Here is a 15,997-nt window from a genome sequence, read left to right on the forward strand (position 1 = left end):
GTCTCGCCTTAGCGCAAATCGGAGGGTCATGTTATGGAAATAAGATGGCTTGAAGACTTTATCGCACTGGCCAAAACCCGTCATTTTTCTCGGGCAGCGGACGAACAGAATGTGACGCAACCCACCTTTAGTCGTCGCATCAAATTGCTAGAAGAAGAAATGCGCGTCACCCTCATTGACCGCAACACGTTACCTTTGTCTCTTACCCCGGCAGGCGAAGTATTCTTGCAGACAGCAGAACTCATCACTCGCCAAATACGAGACACCAAAGAGCGCTGCCAAGAAATCCGTAAACAGGAGGAATCACAGGTTCGCTTTGTGACCACTCAAACACTATTTTTGAGCTTTTATAAAGAAGTCATTGAGCCGTTTTGCCAAAACATCGACTTAGATTTAGACATCAATATGAAATCCAGCTCTTGGCTGGGCAACGACTTTGTCAATTCTCTGGTGAATCAACAGTCCGACATTATGATGTGCTACTGGCACCCCGCCATCAACTTCATTCGCACCCTAGACGACGAACAGTACGAGCACCTCGTCATTGCCAAGGAAACATTGATTCCTTGCAGTGCCACGGAACCAACAGGTGAGCCCAAATTCACCTTACCGGGCGCTAAAAGAAAGCCTTTGCCTTATATCGGCTACTATGAAAACTCATTCTTACAACCTGTGATACACCATCATCTGCAGCGTCAGCGAGACATACCTCAGCTACAAACTCTGTCAGAGAATTATCACTCAGTGAGTATCAAAGCCATGGTAAAAGAAGGCTATGGTATTGGTTGGATTCCACGCCGATTGATGATGGATACGTTAAATTATGGCAAGGTTGCACTGGCTGGAGAAGAACATTGGCACATACCATTAGAGATACGTTTGTATCGCTCTAAGTTCAATCAAAACCCGAATTTAACTCAATTCTGGGAAGCCTTGAAACAACGCATTGCACGAGATGGTTTATTGGATTAAGCCTCGTTGGATTCGTTTAATGCCAAAATCATCGGGTCACTGCTCATGGAACTGGCACCAAACGCCTTACTAAAGAAGTAACCTTGACCAACATCACAGCCAAACTGACAGAGTAAATTGAGCTGATCTTCATTGGCAATCCCTTCTGCAATCACCTTCAAGCCCAATTTATGACTCAAACTAATAATGGCATTGGTCAATGCAGCATGACTTTGGTCTTCAATGATATCGCGAATAAAGACCTGATCTATTTTAATCGAATGGAAAGGCAGATCTTTCAAATAACTGAGGCTTGAGTAACCGGTACCAAAGTCATCAATGGCTAGGCTAAAGCCAAGCTGGCTCATTTTTCGTAACAACTCAGCACAGCCCACCGCATCTTCAATCAGAATCGACTCTGTTACTTCAATTTCAAGGGATTTCGGGTTGACCTGATAGCGCTCCAATAAGGTCAGCAAATTAGGCAAAAAATCGGCTCTTTTTAGCTGAGCAGCCGAACAATTAACGGCAATAGGAGGGACTTTCAAGCCCTGCTTTTGCCATTCAAGGATATGACGAAAGGTTTGTTCAAACACCCACTCACCCAAGGGTAAAATAATACCTGACTGCTCTGCGATGGGAACAAACTCCGCTGGCGACACACTGCCCAGTTCTTCATCCTCCCAACGCAATAACGCTTCCAACCCAACACACTGCTGCGTTACAAGGTCCACTTTAGGTTGAAAATGCATCTCTAACTGTTCATTTTCAATGGCACGGCGCAAACGTGTTTCAATCCGCACGTTACGCGCAAAACGACGCCCCATCTCACCATCATAGAAATGATAAGTAGCTCGGCCTGAACGCTTCGCCTCATAGACGGCCAAATCGGCATTTTTAATTAAGGTCATGGCATCAGTGCCAAATTCTGGATACCAAGCCACACCAATGGAACAACCAATGTTTAACGTCAGGCCATCAATGAAATAAGTCTGACTGACCTGCTGAATGACCTCTTGTGACAGAGACTCTAAATGTGAAATCGGCTGATCTGGCTGCGCTTCTAACACGACTAAAAAAGCATCGCCACCAAAATAGCCGAGTACAGCCTGATCAGGAAACACAGACGTAAGACGCTGAGCGACTTTGGCTAATAACTTGTCACCCACTTCATGACCAAACGCTTCATTGATAGTTTTAAAATGATCCAGATCCAATACAAAGGTCGCTAGCCATTTTGATTCTTGCTGACATACCACAAGTCGCTCAGTTAATAACTGCTGCACTTTATAACGACTCAATAAACCTGTCATTGGGTCAATTTCAAAGTCTTTATTAGCAAGAGCCAATGCCTGTCGATGATTTCGATTTAAACGATGAACAAAGACACCAAGAAGGATGCCCAACAAGGTAAAGATCAAACTGGGAGTGATGACAAACAACCAATTTACGCCAGCTAATTGATTTTCTAGGGGCAGTGCATGAGCCGTTGTCGATAAGACATAATCAAGCAGTTCCATATCCTGATCGATATGACGAGTTTCCGCTAAATAAATGATCAGGCTCGTCAATAAACCGAACAAACACACTAACCCAAACACAAAAAATGGAGACTTGTTACTCACAACCTTATTCATTCCACCGCCATTATGTATGCCATTCTGAATACTTTCCCTTAAATTCCATTAACTCTACCTAAAAACCCTAACTTGAACACGGAATATCTCATTGAAAAGGGTATTTATGCTATTTTTCTGCTATTCTCTGGCAAAATTTTATTCGATTAGACAGGCCTTTTGTGACCCAATTCCAAGATACTCTTAAGCAACAATTACCGACTAAACTAACCAGTCTGCTTTCAGACATGGGGTTTACCCGATTCACGCCGATTCAGGAGCAAAGTTTGCCTCCCATTATGGATGGCAAAGACATTCTGGCACAGGCTCAAACAGGCAGTGGCAAAACACTTGCTTTCGCTATCGGTGTATTGCTTAAAATCAATCCACGTTTTTTTGGTGTGCAAGCCTTGGTCATGTGCCCGACTCGCGAATTGGCCGATCAAGTATCAAAAGAAATCCGCAAAGTGGCCCGTTTTCAAGAAAACATCAAGGTATTGAGTCTCTGCGGAGGCATGCCATTCGGCCCACAAATTAACTCGTTAGAGCACGGCGCTCACATTGTCGTCGGTACTCCAGGCCGTCTAATGGAGCATCTACGCAAAGGCACATTGCGTTTGAATGCGCTAAACACGCTGGTATTAGACGAAGCGGATCGCATGTTAGACATGGGCTTTGTTGACAGCATTCGTGAAGTCGTTGAACTGACCCCAAAAGAAAAACAGACCTTACTTTTCTCTGCCACCTATGGTGACAACATTGAAGCACTCAGTGCTGAGTTTCAGCGTCAACCGGTCAGTATCAAGGTCGAAGTACAAGAAGACTTAAAACCCAATATCGAACAATTTTTTGTGCGCAGTGAAAACGCTAACAAGACCGCCGCTTTATTGAACTGCTTACAACATTTTGCCCCGCGTCAAGCCATTGTGTTTTGTAATACCAAAGCAGAATCACAAAACGTTGCAGACTGGTTAGATGATCACAAAGTCGCTGCACAAGCCATTCACGGTGATTTGGAGCAAAAGCAGCGAGACCAAGTGTTAGTTCGCTTCAGTAACCAAAGCAGCTGTATCTTAGTGGCAACCGATGTAGCAGCACGCGGCATCGACGTGAAAGAGATTGATCTGGTCGTCAATTATGACACCACTCGAGACACTGACGTTCACACTCACCGTATTGGACGAACTGGCCGTGCCGGTGCAGCTGGTGTTGCTGTCAATTTGATCACCTCAAAAGACGATTATAAAGTGCGTGACATTGAAAGTCGTTTTGACATCAAAGCCAACTTTATTGAATTAGAGGAAGCGGATCCGACTTACCGTTTAGTACCGGAAAAAACCACTATTGCTTTTGATGCTGGCCGTAAAAACAAGCTTCGTCCTGGTGACATTCTAGGGGCGCTAACCGCTGGCCTAGGGTTAGACAAACAACAAGTGGGCAAAATAGATATCTTTGATTTCCATGCTTATGTAGCCGTTGATAACCAAGTGGCTAAGAAAGTCGTAAAAGCATTGGAAAACAAAAAGATTAAAGGCCGAAATATCCGTGCGCGTATTTTAAGGTAATCATGATGACAAGGATGTTCGCACTGATCCAAGCCCCTTGGCTGCAACTGGTTGGTTTTTTAGCTGGCTTCATTATCATCAGTCTTGCCACCTTAACACCAATGGAACAACTACCTGCCGTCCCAGGTTCAGACAAACTGCATCATGTCATTGGTTTTGGGGGCTGGGCATTCATGTGCGCGTTTGGTCCTTTTAAACGCTTTTTATACCTGTCGGTGTTCATTTTTCTATGGGGCGGTGCCATTGAATTGATTCAACCTAGTGTCAATCGGTATGGTGAATGGTTGGATTTCTATGCCGATGCTCTGGGAGTGTGTCTGATTGTCATCCTCCGATCCACCCTATTCTATCGCGCTAAAATCCGCCAACTTAGTGAAAGCCAAGACAAGAACTGATAAAGTATAACCGTTCGGTCAAATATTTTAGAGAGAGATAAGATGACGCACTTAAAAGCTTGGCGCGCGGCCATAGTCCACTGTATTGCAGACCCAAAAGACGTTGGTACAGAAGCGGCTTACGAGTATTTTGAAGACGGCATATTGGTTGTCGATGGCGATAAGATTCATGCTTTAGGTGATGCCAGTACTTTATTGCCTACGTTACCAGACTCTCTCCACATTGAGCATCATCCGAACGCCATCATAACACCTGGTTTTATTGACACTCATATTCATTATCCGCAAACCGATATGATTGGCTCTTATGGCGAACAATTGCTGACTTGGCTGAATACCTATACCTTCCCAGAAGAATCCAAATTCAGTGATAAAGATCATGCTCGAGATGTCGCAGAACGCTTTTTAGCTGAGTTATTGCGCAATGGCACAACCACGGCTTTAGTCTTCGGCACCGTTCATAAGGTGTCAGTAGATGCTTTTTTTGAAGCCAGTCAAGTACATAACTTGCGTATGATTTGCGGTAAGGTGATGATGGATCGTAATGCGCCAGATTATCTAACCGATACATCTGAAACGAGTTATCAGGAAAGCAAACAACTGATTGAGAAATGGCACAATAACGGCCGTTTGCACTATGCCATCACACCTAGGTTTGCACCAACCAGCTCGGATCAGCAGCTTGCATTAGCAGGCAAATTACTCAGTGAATACGATGATGTTTACTTGCACACGCACTTATCTGAGAACAAAGACGAATGCGCTTGGGTACAAGAACTCTTTCCAAACAGTCAACACTATCTTGATGTCTACGATCAAAATCAGTTGCTCAGTGAGCGCTCAGTCTTTGCTCATGGCATCCATTTGTGTGATCACGAATACCAAAGGTTGAACGAAACCGGATCAGCCATCTCTTTTTGTCCAACCTCTAACCTGTTTATTGGCAGTGGCTTATTTAAGCTCAGCAAGGCCGAACAACATAACGTCAATGTGGGTTTAGGAACAGACGTGGGCGGTGGCACCAGCTTCTCAATGCTGCAGACAATGAACGAAGCCTACAAAGTCATTCAATTGCAAAATGAAAATTTAAACCCAATCAAATCATTGTACTTGTCCACCTTAGGTGGCGCTAAAGCACTGAGGTTGGAAGATAAAATTGGTAACCTTGCGGTGGGAAGTGAAGCGGACTTTATCCTATTAGACAAACACGCTACGCCTTTGCTTCATTCACGCTTGGCCTTGTCAAAGAACATAGAAGAAAGTCTGTTTGTCTTCATGACCATAGGGGATGATCGAGCCATTCAAGCCACCTACTCCGCAGGACAATGTGTTCACCGGCGTGCTTAACACCATGTCACAGGCGTCATGAATAGAATGAACAATGCGCTATTCATGACGACTTCTTCCCTCAGCATAACGAAGGAGACAAGCTAACATGCATTCTCAAGCTGTCATTGCACTGGGCGCTTTTGCCATTTTTTTTGTGGGCATTGCCTTAACCATTTGCTTGGTGATACTGAAAAAAATGCGCCAGCAAAACGCACATAAACAGACACCGACTGCTAAAAGCTCAGATAATCAGAAAAATCATTAGACGCAGAAAACACGGGTGACCTTAATTAAGGGTACAGCCGCACAATCCCAGTTTTGCCTTCAAAATCCCCCAGTATCCAAACTTTTTCAAACACATGAGGTTCTGGAATACGGATCAAATGCTCTACCGCTTTAATGTCTTCCTGTCGCCAAGCCGGATGCGCATTACGTATGACCAACCACACTCGTTCAGTCCGATAACGTTTGCCTGCTTTATTCTCTAAAATCCTATTCAGGGCTTTTAATAACCGCTCTTCCACTGGCTCTTGTTTTAATTGCGCGAGTACCTGATGGGTCTGAGGCGTCAAATGCCGCCCAAGAATTTCCATCGCCTCTTCTTCTGAACCATATAAATGCGCAATTTCTAAATCAAGACGCTCCCCTTCAAAGACACACGACACATCTGGGCGCATGGGGTCATTGTGCCATATGTGACGAATCGGCTTGCCGGTGTTTTTTTCATAACAACGCATAAAGAGTTTGGCGGCTTGATGCTCTAGCTCGATTTTTTCTCTCTCACTGTCTTGCATTGACGCCTCCTAAATACGACATGACGCGATTGCACACTTCCTTATTTTGTACACATAAACGCAAACGGAACTTCATAAATCCTAAGTATAATATGAAATTATTCGAACTCATTTCCAGTGGGTTCACACGCTTAAATCACCCCAATGGAACCCCTATGGAAAACGCCCATAACAATACTCAAGCCTCCGGCATGCAGGCAAAGGAATTCACTGTCCTGGTCGCCCTTCTTATGTCTATTGTTGCCATCTCAATTGACGCTCTCTTACCGGCTTTGGGCATTATTGGCAATGACCTTGGTGCCGTCACCGCCAACCAACCTCAGCTGCTCATCAGCATGTTGTTTTTAGGGATGGCATTAGGACAACTTATTTGTGGTCCGCTTTCAGATGCGCTAGGTCGCCGTCCGGTGTTATTTTCAGGCTTCACCCTTTACCTTATTGGCACCTTAATTTGCTATCAAGCAAATAACCTCGAAATGCTAATGATTGGGCGCTTTATACAAGGCTTAGGTGTTGCCGGACCATATATTTCGGCAATATCTCTTGTTCGTGATTTATTTCACGGCGCACAAATGGCACGCATCATGTCATTGGTGATGATGATTTTTGTACTGGTACCAGCCATTGCGCCGACACTTGGCCAAGGTATTATGCTGATTTCTGACTGGCGCGGTATTTTCGAGTTGTATCTCGTTTACGCTATCATTTTGATGCTGTGGATCTTCTTCCGTTTAAAAGAGACTCTGCCGAAAGAACACCGTATTGCGTTTTCAACAAAAGGCTTTTATGACGGCTTTAAAGAAGTGGTCACCAACCGAATCACAGCAAGCTATACGATTTGTATGGGGTTGTTTTTTGGTAGCTTTATTGGCTATTTAAACTCGTCTCAGCAAATCTTCCAGGTGCAATTTGAAACCGGCAATCTGTTTTCAGTCTACTTTGGCGTATTGGCTTTAGTGCTTGGCGTATCATCCCTAATCAACTCTAGAGTGGTTGAAAAGTTTGGAGCTCGACACATTGCCTTTCGCGCTATTTGCTTAGTCGTAGTCGCTTCCGCGATATTCTTGAGCTTACATGCCTTTGTGGAGATCAATCTGTGGATGTTTATGCTCTACGCAAGCGTCTTATTTTTCTGCTTCGGTTTGCTGTTTGGTAACGTCAACGCTCTGGCGATGGAGCCTATGGGGCACGTTGCTGGAATCGCCTCAGCCATTATAGGCTCTGTTTCTTCTATCATGTCGATGTCAATTGGCACCGTGATTGGCCAAATGTATGACAATACGCTGATTCCTATTTCAGCTGGCTTTGTGATCATGGGCTCACTTGCCCTCGCCATTATGTTTTGGGCCGAAAAAGGTCGTATCGAAGACCTACCGCAAGTCGGAAGTGCCTCGGCCTAGCATTTCGCGAACACCTTATGAAGCCAAAAAGCTCGCACGATGAATAGGCAATCGTTGCGAGCTTTTTGTTTTCTTGCTCTCGTTAGTGGCGGCCAATAATCGGCTCTAACTCGGACAACAAATCCGCTTGCGAAATAGCTGGCTGCTTTAGCAAGGCTGGCAACAGCAAAGATCGCCGAGTAACCGCATCCAATAGTCGATAGGTGTCATCTGATACTTGATAAAGGTCTTTCCAACGCTGCAGTATATTTTCAAGCCGCCCTTCAAATTGCGCAAAAAGCGCCATCGATGAGGCCGACATTTTGTGCTGCTCGCCAATAAAAATTCGATACACAGCTAGCCACTCAGGTTTCGAAACCCAGGTTTGCCAAAGGGTCAGCCAAGCTGCCAAAGGCTCTTGCGACACTGATTGCTGATAAGTTTCGAAGCTGGCCGATAAACTTTGCTCAGCGGCCTCAGATAAGCTTTCTAGCACCTGTTCCCACAAAACCAATTTCGTCGGAAAGTTACTGTAAACCGTTGGTTTAGAAACGGCGGCGGCATTCACTACTTGATCAATACTCGTGCCTTGATAGCCTTGTATTGTAAACAACTCACACGCTGCCGACACGATATGCGCTTTTTTACTGGGTCTTCCCCTAGCCATGTTTCCTCTAACCTTAGTCGAAGTGTTTAATGCCTCATTCTAACTTATTGATGTTAATAAGCCGTCAAATATGTCTTTATCCAAGAAAATGACACCCAAGTCAGAACACTATGACTGCCCTTGAAAAACCGTCATGCCTGCTGGGATTTCATACCAATCTTGCTTTTCCGACACCCAAATGTGAGCGGTTGGTTGGATGATGGATGTGTCCTCTAATGTACTGGGTTTTAACTTAAGCAAATCAGGTTTGGCCGGATCAAAATGATAAATCCGATTACCGCATGTCACACAGAATTTAGCGGCGGAAACATTACCACTGTCCGAACCTCGTCGCCAATCAGCCATCTCGCCTTCAATTAGCAGCTGCTCTTTATCCACCATAGCGGTAATACTAAACGCACTGGTAGAAAGCTTTTGACACTCTTTACAGTGGCACGCCACGATCATTTTAGGCGCTGATAACAGTTGATATTGAACACCTCCACACTGACACGCACCACGAATGGGATATTTTGCATCACTCATAAGCCACTCCTCTAAACCACGCCCTCTAGGTCGCAGCCAATCCGTAAAAACCAGATACTGGTCAAGGGTTTAAACACTACAACCGATAGAATACCCCTTGCAACCGACAAACTAAAAGCAATAAATAATCCTTTATGGGCAGCCCAACAAGGGAAAACTGATTAATCGATGATATCGGGTTCAATAATAAAGATATGACGCATATTGGATAACATGTATTACCAAGCGACCCGACAGAACAAAAAGCTTAACCAGTTGATCAATCACCCACGCAATGCCTTACGCTTTGGCGTCACTCAAGCCAAGGGGCACGCTCACTTTCTACAGGATAAAACAAACAATATGACGATGGATAACGAGCGAAAACAACAGCGAATACACCCACTGATCTCTAGATAACATGGCTAGCATGTCTCTGTTGCAGGTAGACAATTATGAACGCAAACACTATCCGACTTAGCTTCGAGTTGTTACAATCAAAAATCTCACTTACAAAATGAAACATTTATGTAAGAAAGAAAAGGTACTTTAGGTATGAAAACTGCCTAAAACAAGGAAGCCGTATACAAAGATTAACAATATGATGTAAATCGTATGCTTTCTATTTAAATCTTCTTTCGGTGAAGTGGTCATGTTGTTGGGATACAAATAAGCAATGAAAGATAATGTAACGATATCAGTCTCTTCTATTCATGGAAGTAAGCATTTTAGCTTTGGAAAGAAGTTTCGACACACTATGAAAGTGTTGAGTTACATACTGTTTGTTGGTGTGATCGTCACAGGCATTGTAATTTATTATCTCGTCCATGAGGCCGAGTTTGCCAAACTAAAACAGAAAGAACTGGAAACAAAATATTCATCGGTCAATCGTGAGCTGACAGCCTTAACGGCTTTAAAATCTACCCTTGAGCACGATTTGTCAGAGCGTGAAGAACGCATGCAGTTGGTCTCAGACAGGCTCAATGATTTAGAAAACGTGCTTGGTATGAGCGACCAAAATGGTGCCGAGTTGGAATCTCGCTTAGATACCGCTACTATAACTACATCAATGCGCGTCATGATGTTAACGCAAATCCCTAGCGGTCCGCCTGTCATCAATGCTCGCACATCATCAGGATACGGCAAGCGAAAACACCCGGTCACTGGGATTGTAAAATTCCATCGGGGCCAAGATTTCGCGGTCAATACCGGAACACCTATTTATGCTCCGGCGGATGGTGCGGTCGAAGTAATACGCCCAAGCAACAAAGGCTCTGGTAACTATTTAAGAATATTCCATGCTTATGGTTTTTCGAGTTCCTACTCTCATTTGAGCAAATTTGCCGTCAAGCGTGGTGATTTTGTTAAAAAAGGGGATTTGATCGCCTACTCAGGAAACAGTGGTTTATCCTCTGGCCCCCATCTTCACTATGAAGTTAGGTTTGTCGGCCGAGCTCTAAACCCGAAGCCCTTTATAAGTTGGAATGTGGATAATTTCGATACAATATTTGAAAGTGTAAGAGGTATAGGATGGGAATCTTTGGTGGGTCAAGTACAGTTAAGAGTCAGTCGTCAGCTACAACTCTCATCGCAGAAGGTTGCACTATTAATGGACACATCCAAGTAGCGAGCCAGTTGCAAATCGATGGTCATGTTGAAGGGCAAATTGACGCAATTAAACAGATAAAAATTAGCGAATCTGGCAAGGTGTTGGGTGAAATCAACACAGAGAAATTGATCATAAACGGACACTTTGAAGGCATTTGTTATGCAACTTATATCGAAATTTTAAGTTGCGGACGTGTGAGTGGCACCGTTTATAGCGACAATTTAAGCATCGAACCTGGCGGTAAATTTACCGGTATTACTAACCCTGCCGAAAAGAACGTCGCCCAACAAGAAGCACTAGACCTAGATGAAAAAGTGACCTTGATTAGCAGCGATGCAGTCTAGAAAAATCATCTACTTCTTTTAAAAGACGATAAAGCCAAGTCCGTTACGAACTTTGGCTTTTCTTTTTTCCGTTCGTTTTCTATTCATTTTGCTTATCCTTTAGGCACATCAGCGTATCTAGGGATTACTAATACCTCTTCTAAACATTTATCTTATCTAAGTAATGCTCAATCTTCCCTAAGTTAACTTCTTGTTTCAAAACGATTCACGTCACGATCTGGTGATTTAATCATATTCCCACCCAACTAATAGGCCGTCAAAAACCCATATTATTAACGTTAATGGCTTGACCTTGGTCTTCGTATGAATTAATTTATTTACCATACCGTTTAGTTAATAAATTATTAGGAGCAAGCCATGCAAAGCGAAAATGGTTTCTACGGCCAATATGGCGGCAGCTACATTCCAGAAATTCTGTTTGCCAGTCAGCAGCAAATTTTAACCGCATTTGAAGAAGCCAAGCAGGATGAAAGCTTCCTAGCGGAATTGAATAAGCAATGGCAACAATTTTCAGGCCGTCCGACACCACTCACGTTTTGCGCCAATCTCACAGAGCATTTTGGTGGTGCGCAGATCTACCTTAAGCGTGAGGATTTAAATCACAGTGGCGCGCACAAAATGAATAACGTTATTGGCCAAGGTTTGCTGGTTAAACGCATGGGCAAAAAACGTGTAATCGCCGAAACTGGGGCTGGTCAACATGGCATTGCGACGGCACTGGTTGCTGCTCGTTTGGGTCTAGAATGCACTATTTATATGGGCGCGAAAGACATCGAACGTCAGTACCCAAATGTGTTTTGGATGAAACAGCTCGGTGCTGAAGTGGTGCCTGTTACCACTGGTGCACAAACCCTACGCGATGCTCTAGATGAAGCATTACGGGATTGGTCTTCCAGTCACGAAGAAAGCCATTATTTAATCGGTACGTCCTGTGGTTGTGCGCCCTTCCCTGAAATGGTGGCTTTTTTCCAATCCGTCATAGGCAATGAAGTACGTGAGCAAAGTGTTACCCAATTCGACCAATTCCCAGATCGACTTTATGCTTGTGTCGGCGGTGGCTCCAATGCATGCGGCTTGTTCCTACCTTTTCTTGATGATAAAGACGTTGAAATGATTGGCGTTGAAGCGGGCGGAAAAGGCTTAGCATTAGGCGAACACTCGATTCGCTTATCTCACAACCTTGGTCAACCTGGTATCGCCCAAGGTTTTGCCACCATGTTTTTACAAGATAATACCGGACAACTGCAAGAGACGCACTCCATCGCAGCGGGTTTAGATTATGTTGGGGTTTCACCTATTATCGCCCATTTGGCGGAAACTGGTCGTGTGAAAATGACCTATGCAATGGATGATGATGTCATTGCCGCTTGTACTCTGTTGTTGAAAAAAGAAGGCATCATTCCTGCGCTTGAGTCCTCTCATGCCCTCGCTGGTGCCTTTAAAGACGCTCCAAATCTGCCGAAAGATTCAAAGATTGTCATTAACTTATCGGGCCGTGGTGACAAAGATATTTTTAATGTCGCAAAAGCCGTACAAGATGAAACCTTTCCTGAGTTCTTAAACGATTACCTTGCGTCTTACCCTACTCGTCACCTTGATAACCAGGAGCAAAACTGATGAGCCAATTAGCCGAATTTACCCAGCAAAAACTCATCCGTAAACCCATTTTGGCCATGACCCATGTGGTATATGGTTATCCAAGCGTCACGGAAAGCCTATCTTGGATGAGACGATTATTAGAAGAAGGCGTTGACTTCATTGAAGTACAATTCCCGTTCTCAGACCCGGTTGCAGACGGCCCGAGCATTGTTGCCGCTTGCCATAAGGCTCTGGAACAAACACTGGACGTTGACACCTGCTTATCTCAGTTAGGAGAGCTGGCACGGGATTTCCCAGAAAGCCGTATCGTCCTCATGAGCTACCTTAATCCAATGTATCGCTTCGGTTTAGAAAAGCTTGCTAAACGTGCCTCGGAGGAAAATATCCAAGGTCTTATTTTACCAGACTTACCTATTGAAGCAGCCTCACAGTACCAACAAGCTTGCCATCGACATAATATTGATCCTGTTTGGTTGGTAACACCAGTGACACCAACTGAGCGACTGACTATGTTAGCCAGTCAAGCCAGTGGCTTCTTGTACTGTGTCGCAAGATCTGGGGTAACCGGTCACTCCAGTCACGAAAGTAAGGCGAAAGATACCTCTTTGGATGATTATTTAGCTCTAATCAAACAACACGCCAGTGCTCCCATTGGGGTTGGTTTTGGCTTGCGTAAACGTTCCCAGATAGAGCAACTAATCGGTAAAGCAGACATCGCGATATTAGGTTCGGCACTGCTCGATGCCTACAACCAAGGCGGTCAAAAAGCGGGCATCGAACTGATCAAGGAATTATTTCATTAGTTGCTCCGTTCCTCTTACCAACAACCTCTCTTGTAAATCCCTCTCTCATAATATACGATCCATATATAAATCATATATGGATCATATATTATGGGTATTATTAAAATCTCTGATCAACTTCACGATGACATTCGCAAAAGCAGTCAAGTGATGTCGCGATCTATTAACGCGCAAGCCGAATTCTGGATAAAAATGGGCCGCTTGGCAGAGCTCAATCCAAGCTTGACGTTTGCTGAGCTCATTGCTCAGGAGCTTGCCAGCACGATAGATCAAGATATCCCGTATATAGGCGTGAAATGACATGCAAGTAAAGATTAAAAACTCAGAAGAAATTGCGTTTATGCGCGAATCAGGTGCTTTATTAGCTAGAGTATTTGCGATGCTCGATGGCATTGTCAAAGAAGGCATTTCGACGTTAGAGATCAATGATAAGGTCGAGCATTATATTCGTGATGAACTTAATGCTAGACCGGCCAGCTTAGGTCAATACGGCTATCAGTTTGTATTGAATTCTTCAATTAATGAGGTGGTGTGTCACGGCGTCCCCAATGCCAATAAAATTCTCAAAGGCAGTGATATTGTCAATCTAGACATCACCCTTGAAAAGAACGGCTTTATTGCAGACTCCAGTAAAACGTACGTAATGAGCAATGCCAGTTTGGTTGCCAAACGGCTTGTTAAAACGACTTATGATGCTATGTGGGCCGGTATTAAGACAGTCAAACCAGGCGCTACTTTAGGCGATATTGGTTCCGCCATTCAAAGACTAGCAGAAAGCAAAGGCTACTCTATTGTAAAAGAATATTGTGGTCACGGTATTGGAAGGGAAATGCACGAAGAACCCAATGTTCTTCATTACGGCAAACCAGGTACAGGCTTGGTATTAAAAGAAGGAATGACCTTCACCATTGAGCCCATGATCAACCAAGGTAAAGCAAAAACCAAGACTCGCAAAGACGGCTGGACGGTGGTCACCGCTGACAAGAAACTGTCTGCACAATGGGAACACACCGTTCTCGTCACCAAGACAGGTTATGAAGTCCTCACATTACGAGCGGAGGAGCAGTGATGACTCAGGAGAAATAAGCCGAAAAGCCTTATTTCTCTTTCGCCAAACGCAAAAAACGCTTATGAATTTTTCGTGTTGCTAACCAAACACCAGCCACAACAAGCGGCACAGTCAATCCAATCACAAGGCTTTTATCAAATTGAAAGCCTTTATCGTACGCCGCTTCTATTAAAAATTTCAGCAAGCCAACACTATAATAACTAATAGCGGCGACAGACAAACCTTCCACAGTATGCTGCATCGCCAGCTGTATTTTCGAGCGTCGATCCATTGAAGAAAGTAACTCTTGGTTTTGCGACTGAATCGACATATCGACTCGCGTTCGCATCATATCCGAAACACGATCAATCCGCGTTGACAAGCTTTCTAAATGATCACTGGTCGTCACACAAGTTCTTACCGCTGGAGTTAAACGTCGAGTCATAAACTCAGTAATGGTCAAGTGACCCGACACCTCATCTTCCTTCAACTCTTCTAGACGGTTTAACACCAGCTCATGGTAGGCTTTTGCTGCACTAAAGCGAAACGCCACTTTGGCTCTGGTCGCCTCTACCCATGCTGCCATATCAATCAGTTCAGCCAGCAAAGAGGTTTCATCCAGTTGCGCATTGTCATCCGATAACCTAGCTGTGGTTTGCGCTAACTGATTATCCATATTCACCAGCTCAGCATTGTATTGACGAGCCATAGGCAAGGCCAATAACGCCATCAAGCGATAGGTTTCAATCTCGACTAATCGCTGCACCAAACGACCTAATTGGCTGTCACTCATTCTCTTGTTATAAATAAGAAATCGTCCGCAACCATCGCTGTGCAATTTAAAACTGGTCCAGACTTGAACATCGCCATTTTGCGGTCGACTACCTACCATTCGCATGCCTTCAAAATGACTTTTTACTACCGCCAAATCGGGCTCAGCCTTGGTGATTGCATCTTCAACCGCCACATGAAATGCGACCATCACTTTACCAGGTAATTTGGACAACCAAGCACTCGGCAAACTCGACAAAGCCGCCTGATCAAAGACTCCAAACTCTTCTGTTATCTGGTGTGCGCTAATCATGTAAGAGGTAAATTCGAGGTGCTTGTCGCGACGAATCTTGAAGGGACCAAAGTCCACTTCAATACAGGCACTGTCGTGCTGCGGTGGTGAAAGATCGAAGACTTGGTGCAGTAAACGAAAATGCTCAAACTCCGTCTGCTTTTGCTCACCATCGAGCATAATCGCCAAATAACTGATGCGAGCAGGACTAGAGATCACTTGAAAAGGTCGAGAGTGCAACTCGTCATAGAGAGAGTCCCGCAACGGGTGTACGTCTAAACCGTGTAACTGGCTAGTATTATTCAAATTCATTTTGACTAATTAATCATTT

At 44.3% G+C, this 15,997-nt stretch carries 17 protein-coding genes; 12 read left to right on the forward strand and 5 right to left on the reverse strand.

Going from position 1 to position 15,997, the window contains the following annotated elements; genetic code table 11:
- Positions 1-33 precede the first annotated feature (33 nt).
- Positions 34-972 carry a LysR family transcriptional regulator gene (locus DFP76_RS06395; RefSeq protein WP_113873828.1) on the forward strand — a complete coding sequence of 313 codons (939 nt, stop codon included), beginning with the start codon at positions 34-36 and terminating at the stop codon, positions 970-972.
- Here the strand turns inward: DFP76_RS06395 and DFP76_RS06400 are convergent.
- Positions 969-2,588: a putative bifunctional diguanylate cyclase/phosphodiesterase gene (locus DFP76_RS06400; protein WP_113873829.1), complete on the reverse strand. Its 1,620-nt coding sequence runs from the start codon at positions 2,586-2,588 to the stop codon at positions 969-971. The genes DFP76_RS06395 and DFP76_RS06400 overlap by 4 nt on opposite strands.
- A 161-nt stretch (positions 2,589-2,749) precedes the next feature.
- On the opposite strand from DFP76_RS06400, the gene dbpA reads away from it, so the two are divergent.
- The 4 genes from dbpA (at position 2,750) to DFP76_RS18090 (ending at position 6,121) form a co-directional block, all read left to right on the forward strand.
- Entirely contained in the window at positions 2,750-4,132 is a 1,383-nt protein-coding gene (dbpA, locus tag DFP76_RS06405; protein WP_113873830.1) for an ATP-dependent RNA helicase DbpA, read from the forward strand.
- A gap of 14 nt (positions 4,133-4,146) precedes the next feature.
- Positions 4,147-4,527, forward strand: a complete 381-nt coding sequence (locus DFP76_RS06410; protein WP_245931887.1) for a VanZ family protein — start codon at positions 4,147-4,149, stop codon at positions 4,525-4,527.
- A 42-nt stretch (positions 4,528-4,569) separates the two neighbouring features.
- Positions 4,570-5,874: a guanine deaminase gene (guaD, locus tag DFP76_RS06415; RefSeq protein ID WP_113873832.1), complete on the forward strand. Its 1,305-nt coding sequence runs from the start codon at positions 4,570-4,572 to the stop codon at positions 5,872-5,874.
- Positions 5,875-5,962: 88 nt separating this feature from the next.
- Complete coding sequence (locus tag DFP76_RS18090) at positions 5,963-6,121, forward strand: hypothetical protein (RefSeq protein ID WP_181799801.1); 159 nt, start codon at positions 5,963-5,965, stop codon at positions 6,119-6,121.
- Positions 6,122-6,146: 25 nt separating this feature from the next.
- Here the strand turns inward: DFP76_RS18090 and DFP76_RS06420 are convergent, their stop codons facing one another.
- Positions 6,147-6,650, reverse strand: coding sequence for a hypothetical protein (locus DFP76_RS06420; protein ID WP_113873833.1), 504 nt, complete (start codon positions 6,648-6,650; stop codon positions 6,147-6,149).
- Between the two features lie 155 nt (positions 6,651-6,805).
- Here DFP76_RS06420 and DFP76_RS06425 point away from each other — a divergent pair, with 155 nt between their 5' ends.
- The gene (locus DFP76_RS06425) at positions 6,806-8,050 is read left to right on the forward strand and encodes a multidrug effflux MFS transporter (RefSeq protein WP_113873834.1); all 1,245 of its coding nucleotides are present in this window, start codon (positions 6,806-6,808) and stop codon (positions 8,048-8,050) included.
- Between the two features lie 82 nt (positions 8,051-8,132).
- Here the strand turns inward: DFP76_RS06425 and DFP76_RS06430 are convergent, their stop codons facing one another.
- Entirely contained in the window at positions 8,133-8,696 is a 564-nt protein-coding gene (locus DFP76_RS06430) for a TetR/AcrR family transcriptional regulator (RefSeq protein WP_113873835.1), read from the reverse strand.
- 108 nt (positions 8,697-8,804) lie between these two features.
- The gene (locus DFP76_RS06435; protein ID WP_113873836.1) at positions 8,805-9,221 is read right to left on the reverse strand and encodes a GFA family protein; all 417 of its coding nucleotides are present in this window, start codon (positions 9,219-9,221) and stop codon (positions 8,805-8,807) included.
- 655 nt (positions 9,222-9,876) lie between these two features.
- Between DFP76_RS06435 and DFP76_RS06445 the strand changes: the two genes are divergently transcribed.
- The 6 genes from DFP76_RS06445 to map all read left to right on the forward strand — a co-directional run bounded on the left by DFP76_RS06445 (position 9,877) and on the right by map (position 14,624).
- A complete protein-coding gene (locus DFP76_RS06445) occupies positions 9,877-10,827 on the forward strand; it encodes a M23 family metallopeptidase (protein ID WP_113873838.1) in 951 nt (316 codons plus the stop codon).
- A gap of 8 nt (positions 10,828-10,835) precedes the next feature.
- The gene (locus DFP76_RS06450) at positions 10,836-11,153 is read left to right on the forward strand and encodes a bactofilin family protein (protein WP_063333116.1); all 318 of its coding nucleotides are present in this window, start codon (positions 10,836-10,838) and stop codon (positions 11,151-11,153) included.
- A 357-nt stretch (positions 11,154-11,510) separates the two neighbouring features.
- The gene (gene trpB, locus DFP76_RS06455; RefSeq protein WP_113873839.1) at positions 11,511-12,770 is read left to right on the forward strand and encodes a tryptophan synthase subunit beta; all 1,260 of its coding nucleotides are present in this window, start codon (positions 11,511-11,513) and stop codon (positions 12,768-12,770) included.
- Positions 12,770-13,555, forward strand: coding sequence for a tryptophan synthase subunit alpha (gene trpA, locus DFP76_RS06460; RefSeq protein WP_113873840.1), 786 nt, complete (start codon positions 12,770-12,772; stop codon positions 13,553-13,555). Before trpB ends, trpA begins: the two co-directional genes overlap by 1 nt.
- Before the next feature lie 90 nt (positions 13,556-13,645).
- Positions 13,646-13,855 carry a ParD-like family protein gene (locus tag DFP76_RS06465; protein WP_113873841.1) on the forward strand — a complete coding sequence of 70 codons (210 nt, stop codon included), beginning with the start codon at positions 13,646-13,648 and terminating at the stop codon, positions 13,853-13,855.
- Position 13,856: 1 nt separating this feature from the next.
- Positions 13,857-14,624: a type I methionyl aminopeptidase gene (gene map / locus DFP76_RS06470; RefSeq protein WP_113873842.1), complete on the forward strand. Its 768-nt coding sequence runs from the start codon at positions 13,857-13,859 to the stop codon at positions 14,622-14,624.
- Positions 14,625-14,652: 28 nt separating this feature from the next.
- Here map and DFP76_RS06475 read toward each other — a convergent pair whose 3' ends face one another.
- The gene (locus tag DFP76_RS06475; protein WP_113873843.1) at positions 14,653-15,978 is read right to left on the reverse strand and encodes a DUF3422 family protein; all 1,326 of its coding nucleotides are present in this window, start codon (positions 15,976-15,978) and stop codon (positions 14,653-14,655) included.
- Positions 15,979-15,997 lie beyond the last annotated feature (19 nt).

It is taken from the genome of Marinomonas aquiplantarum (assembly GCF_003314975.1).
GTDB lineage: Bacteria > Pseudomonadota > Gammaproteobacteria > Pseudomonadales > Marinomonadaceae > Marinomonas > Marinomonas aquiplantarum.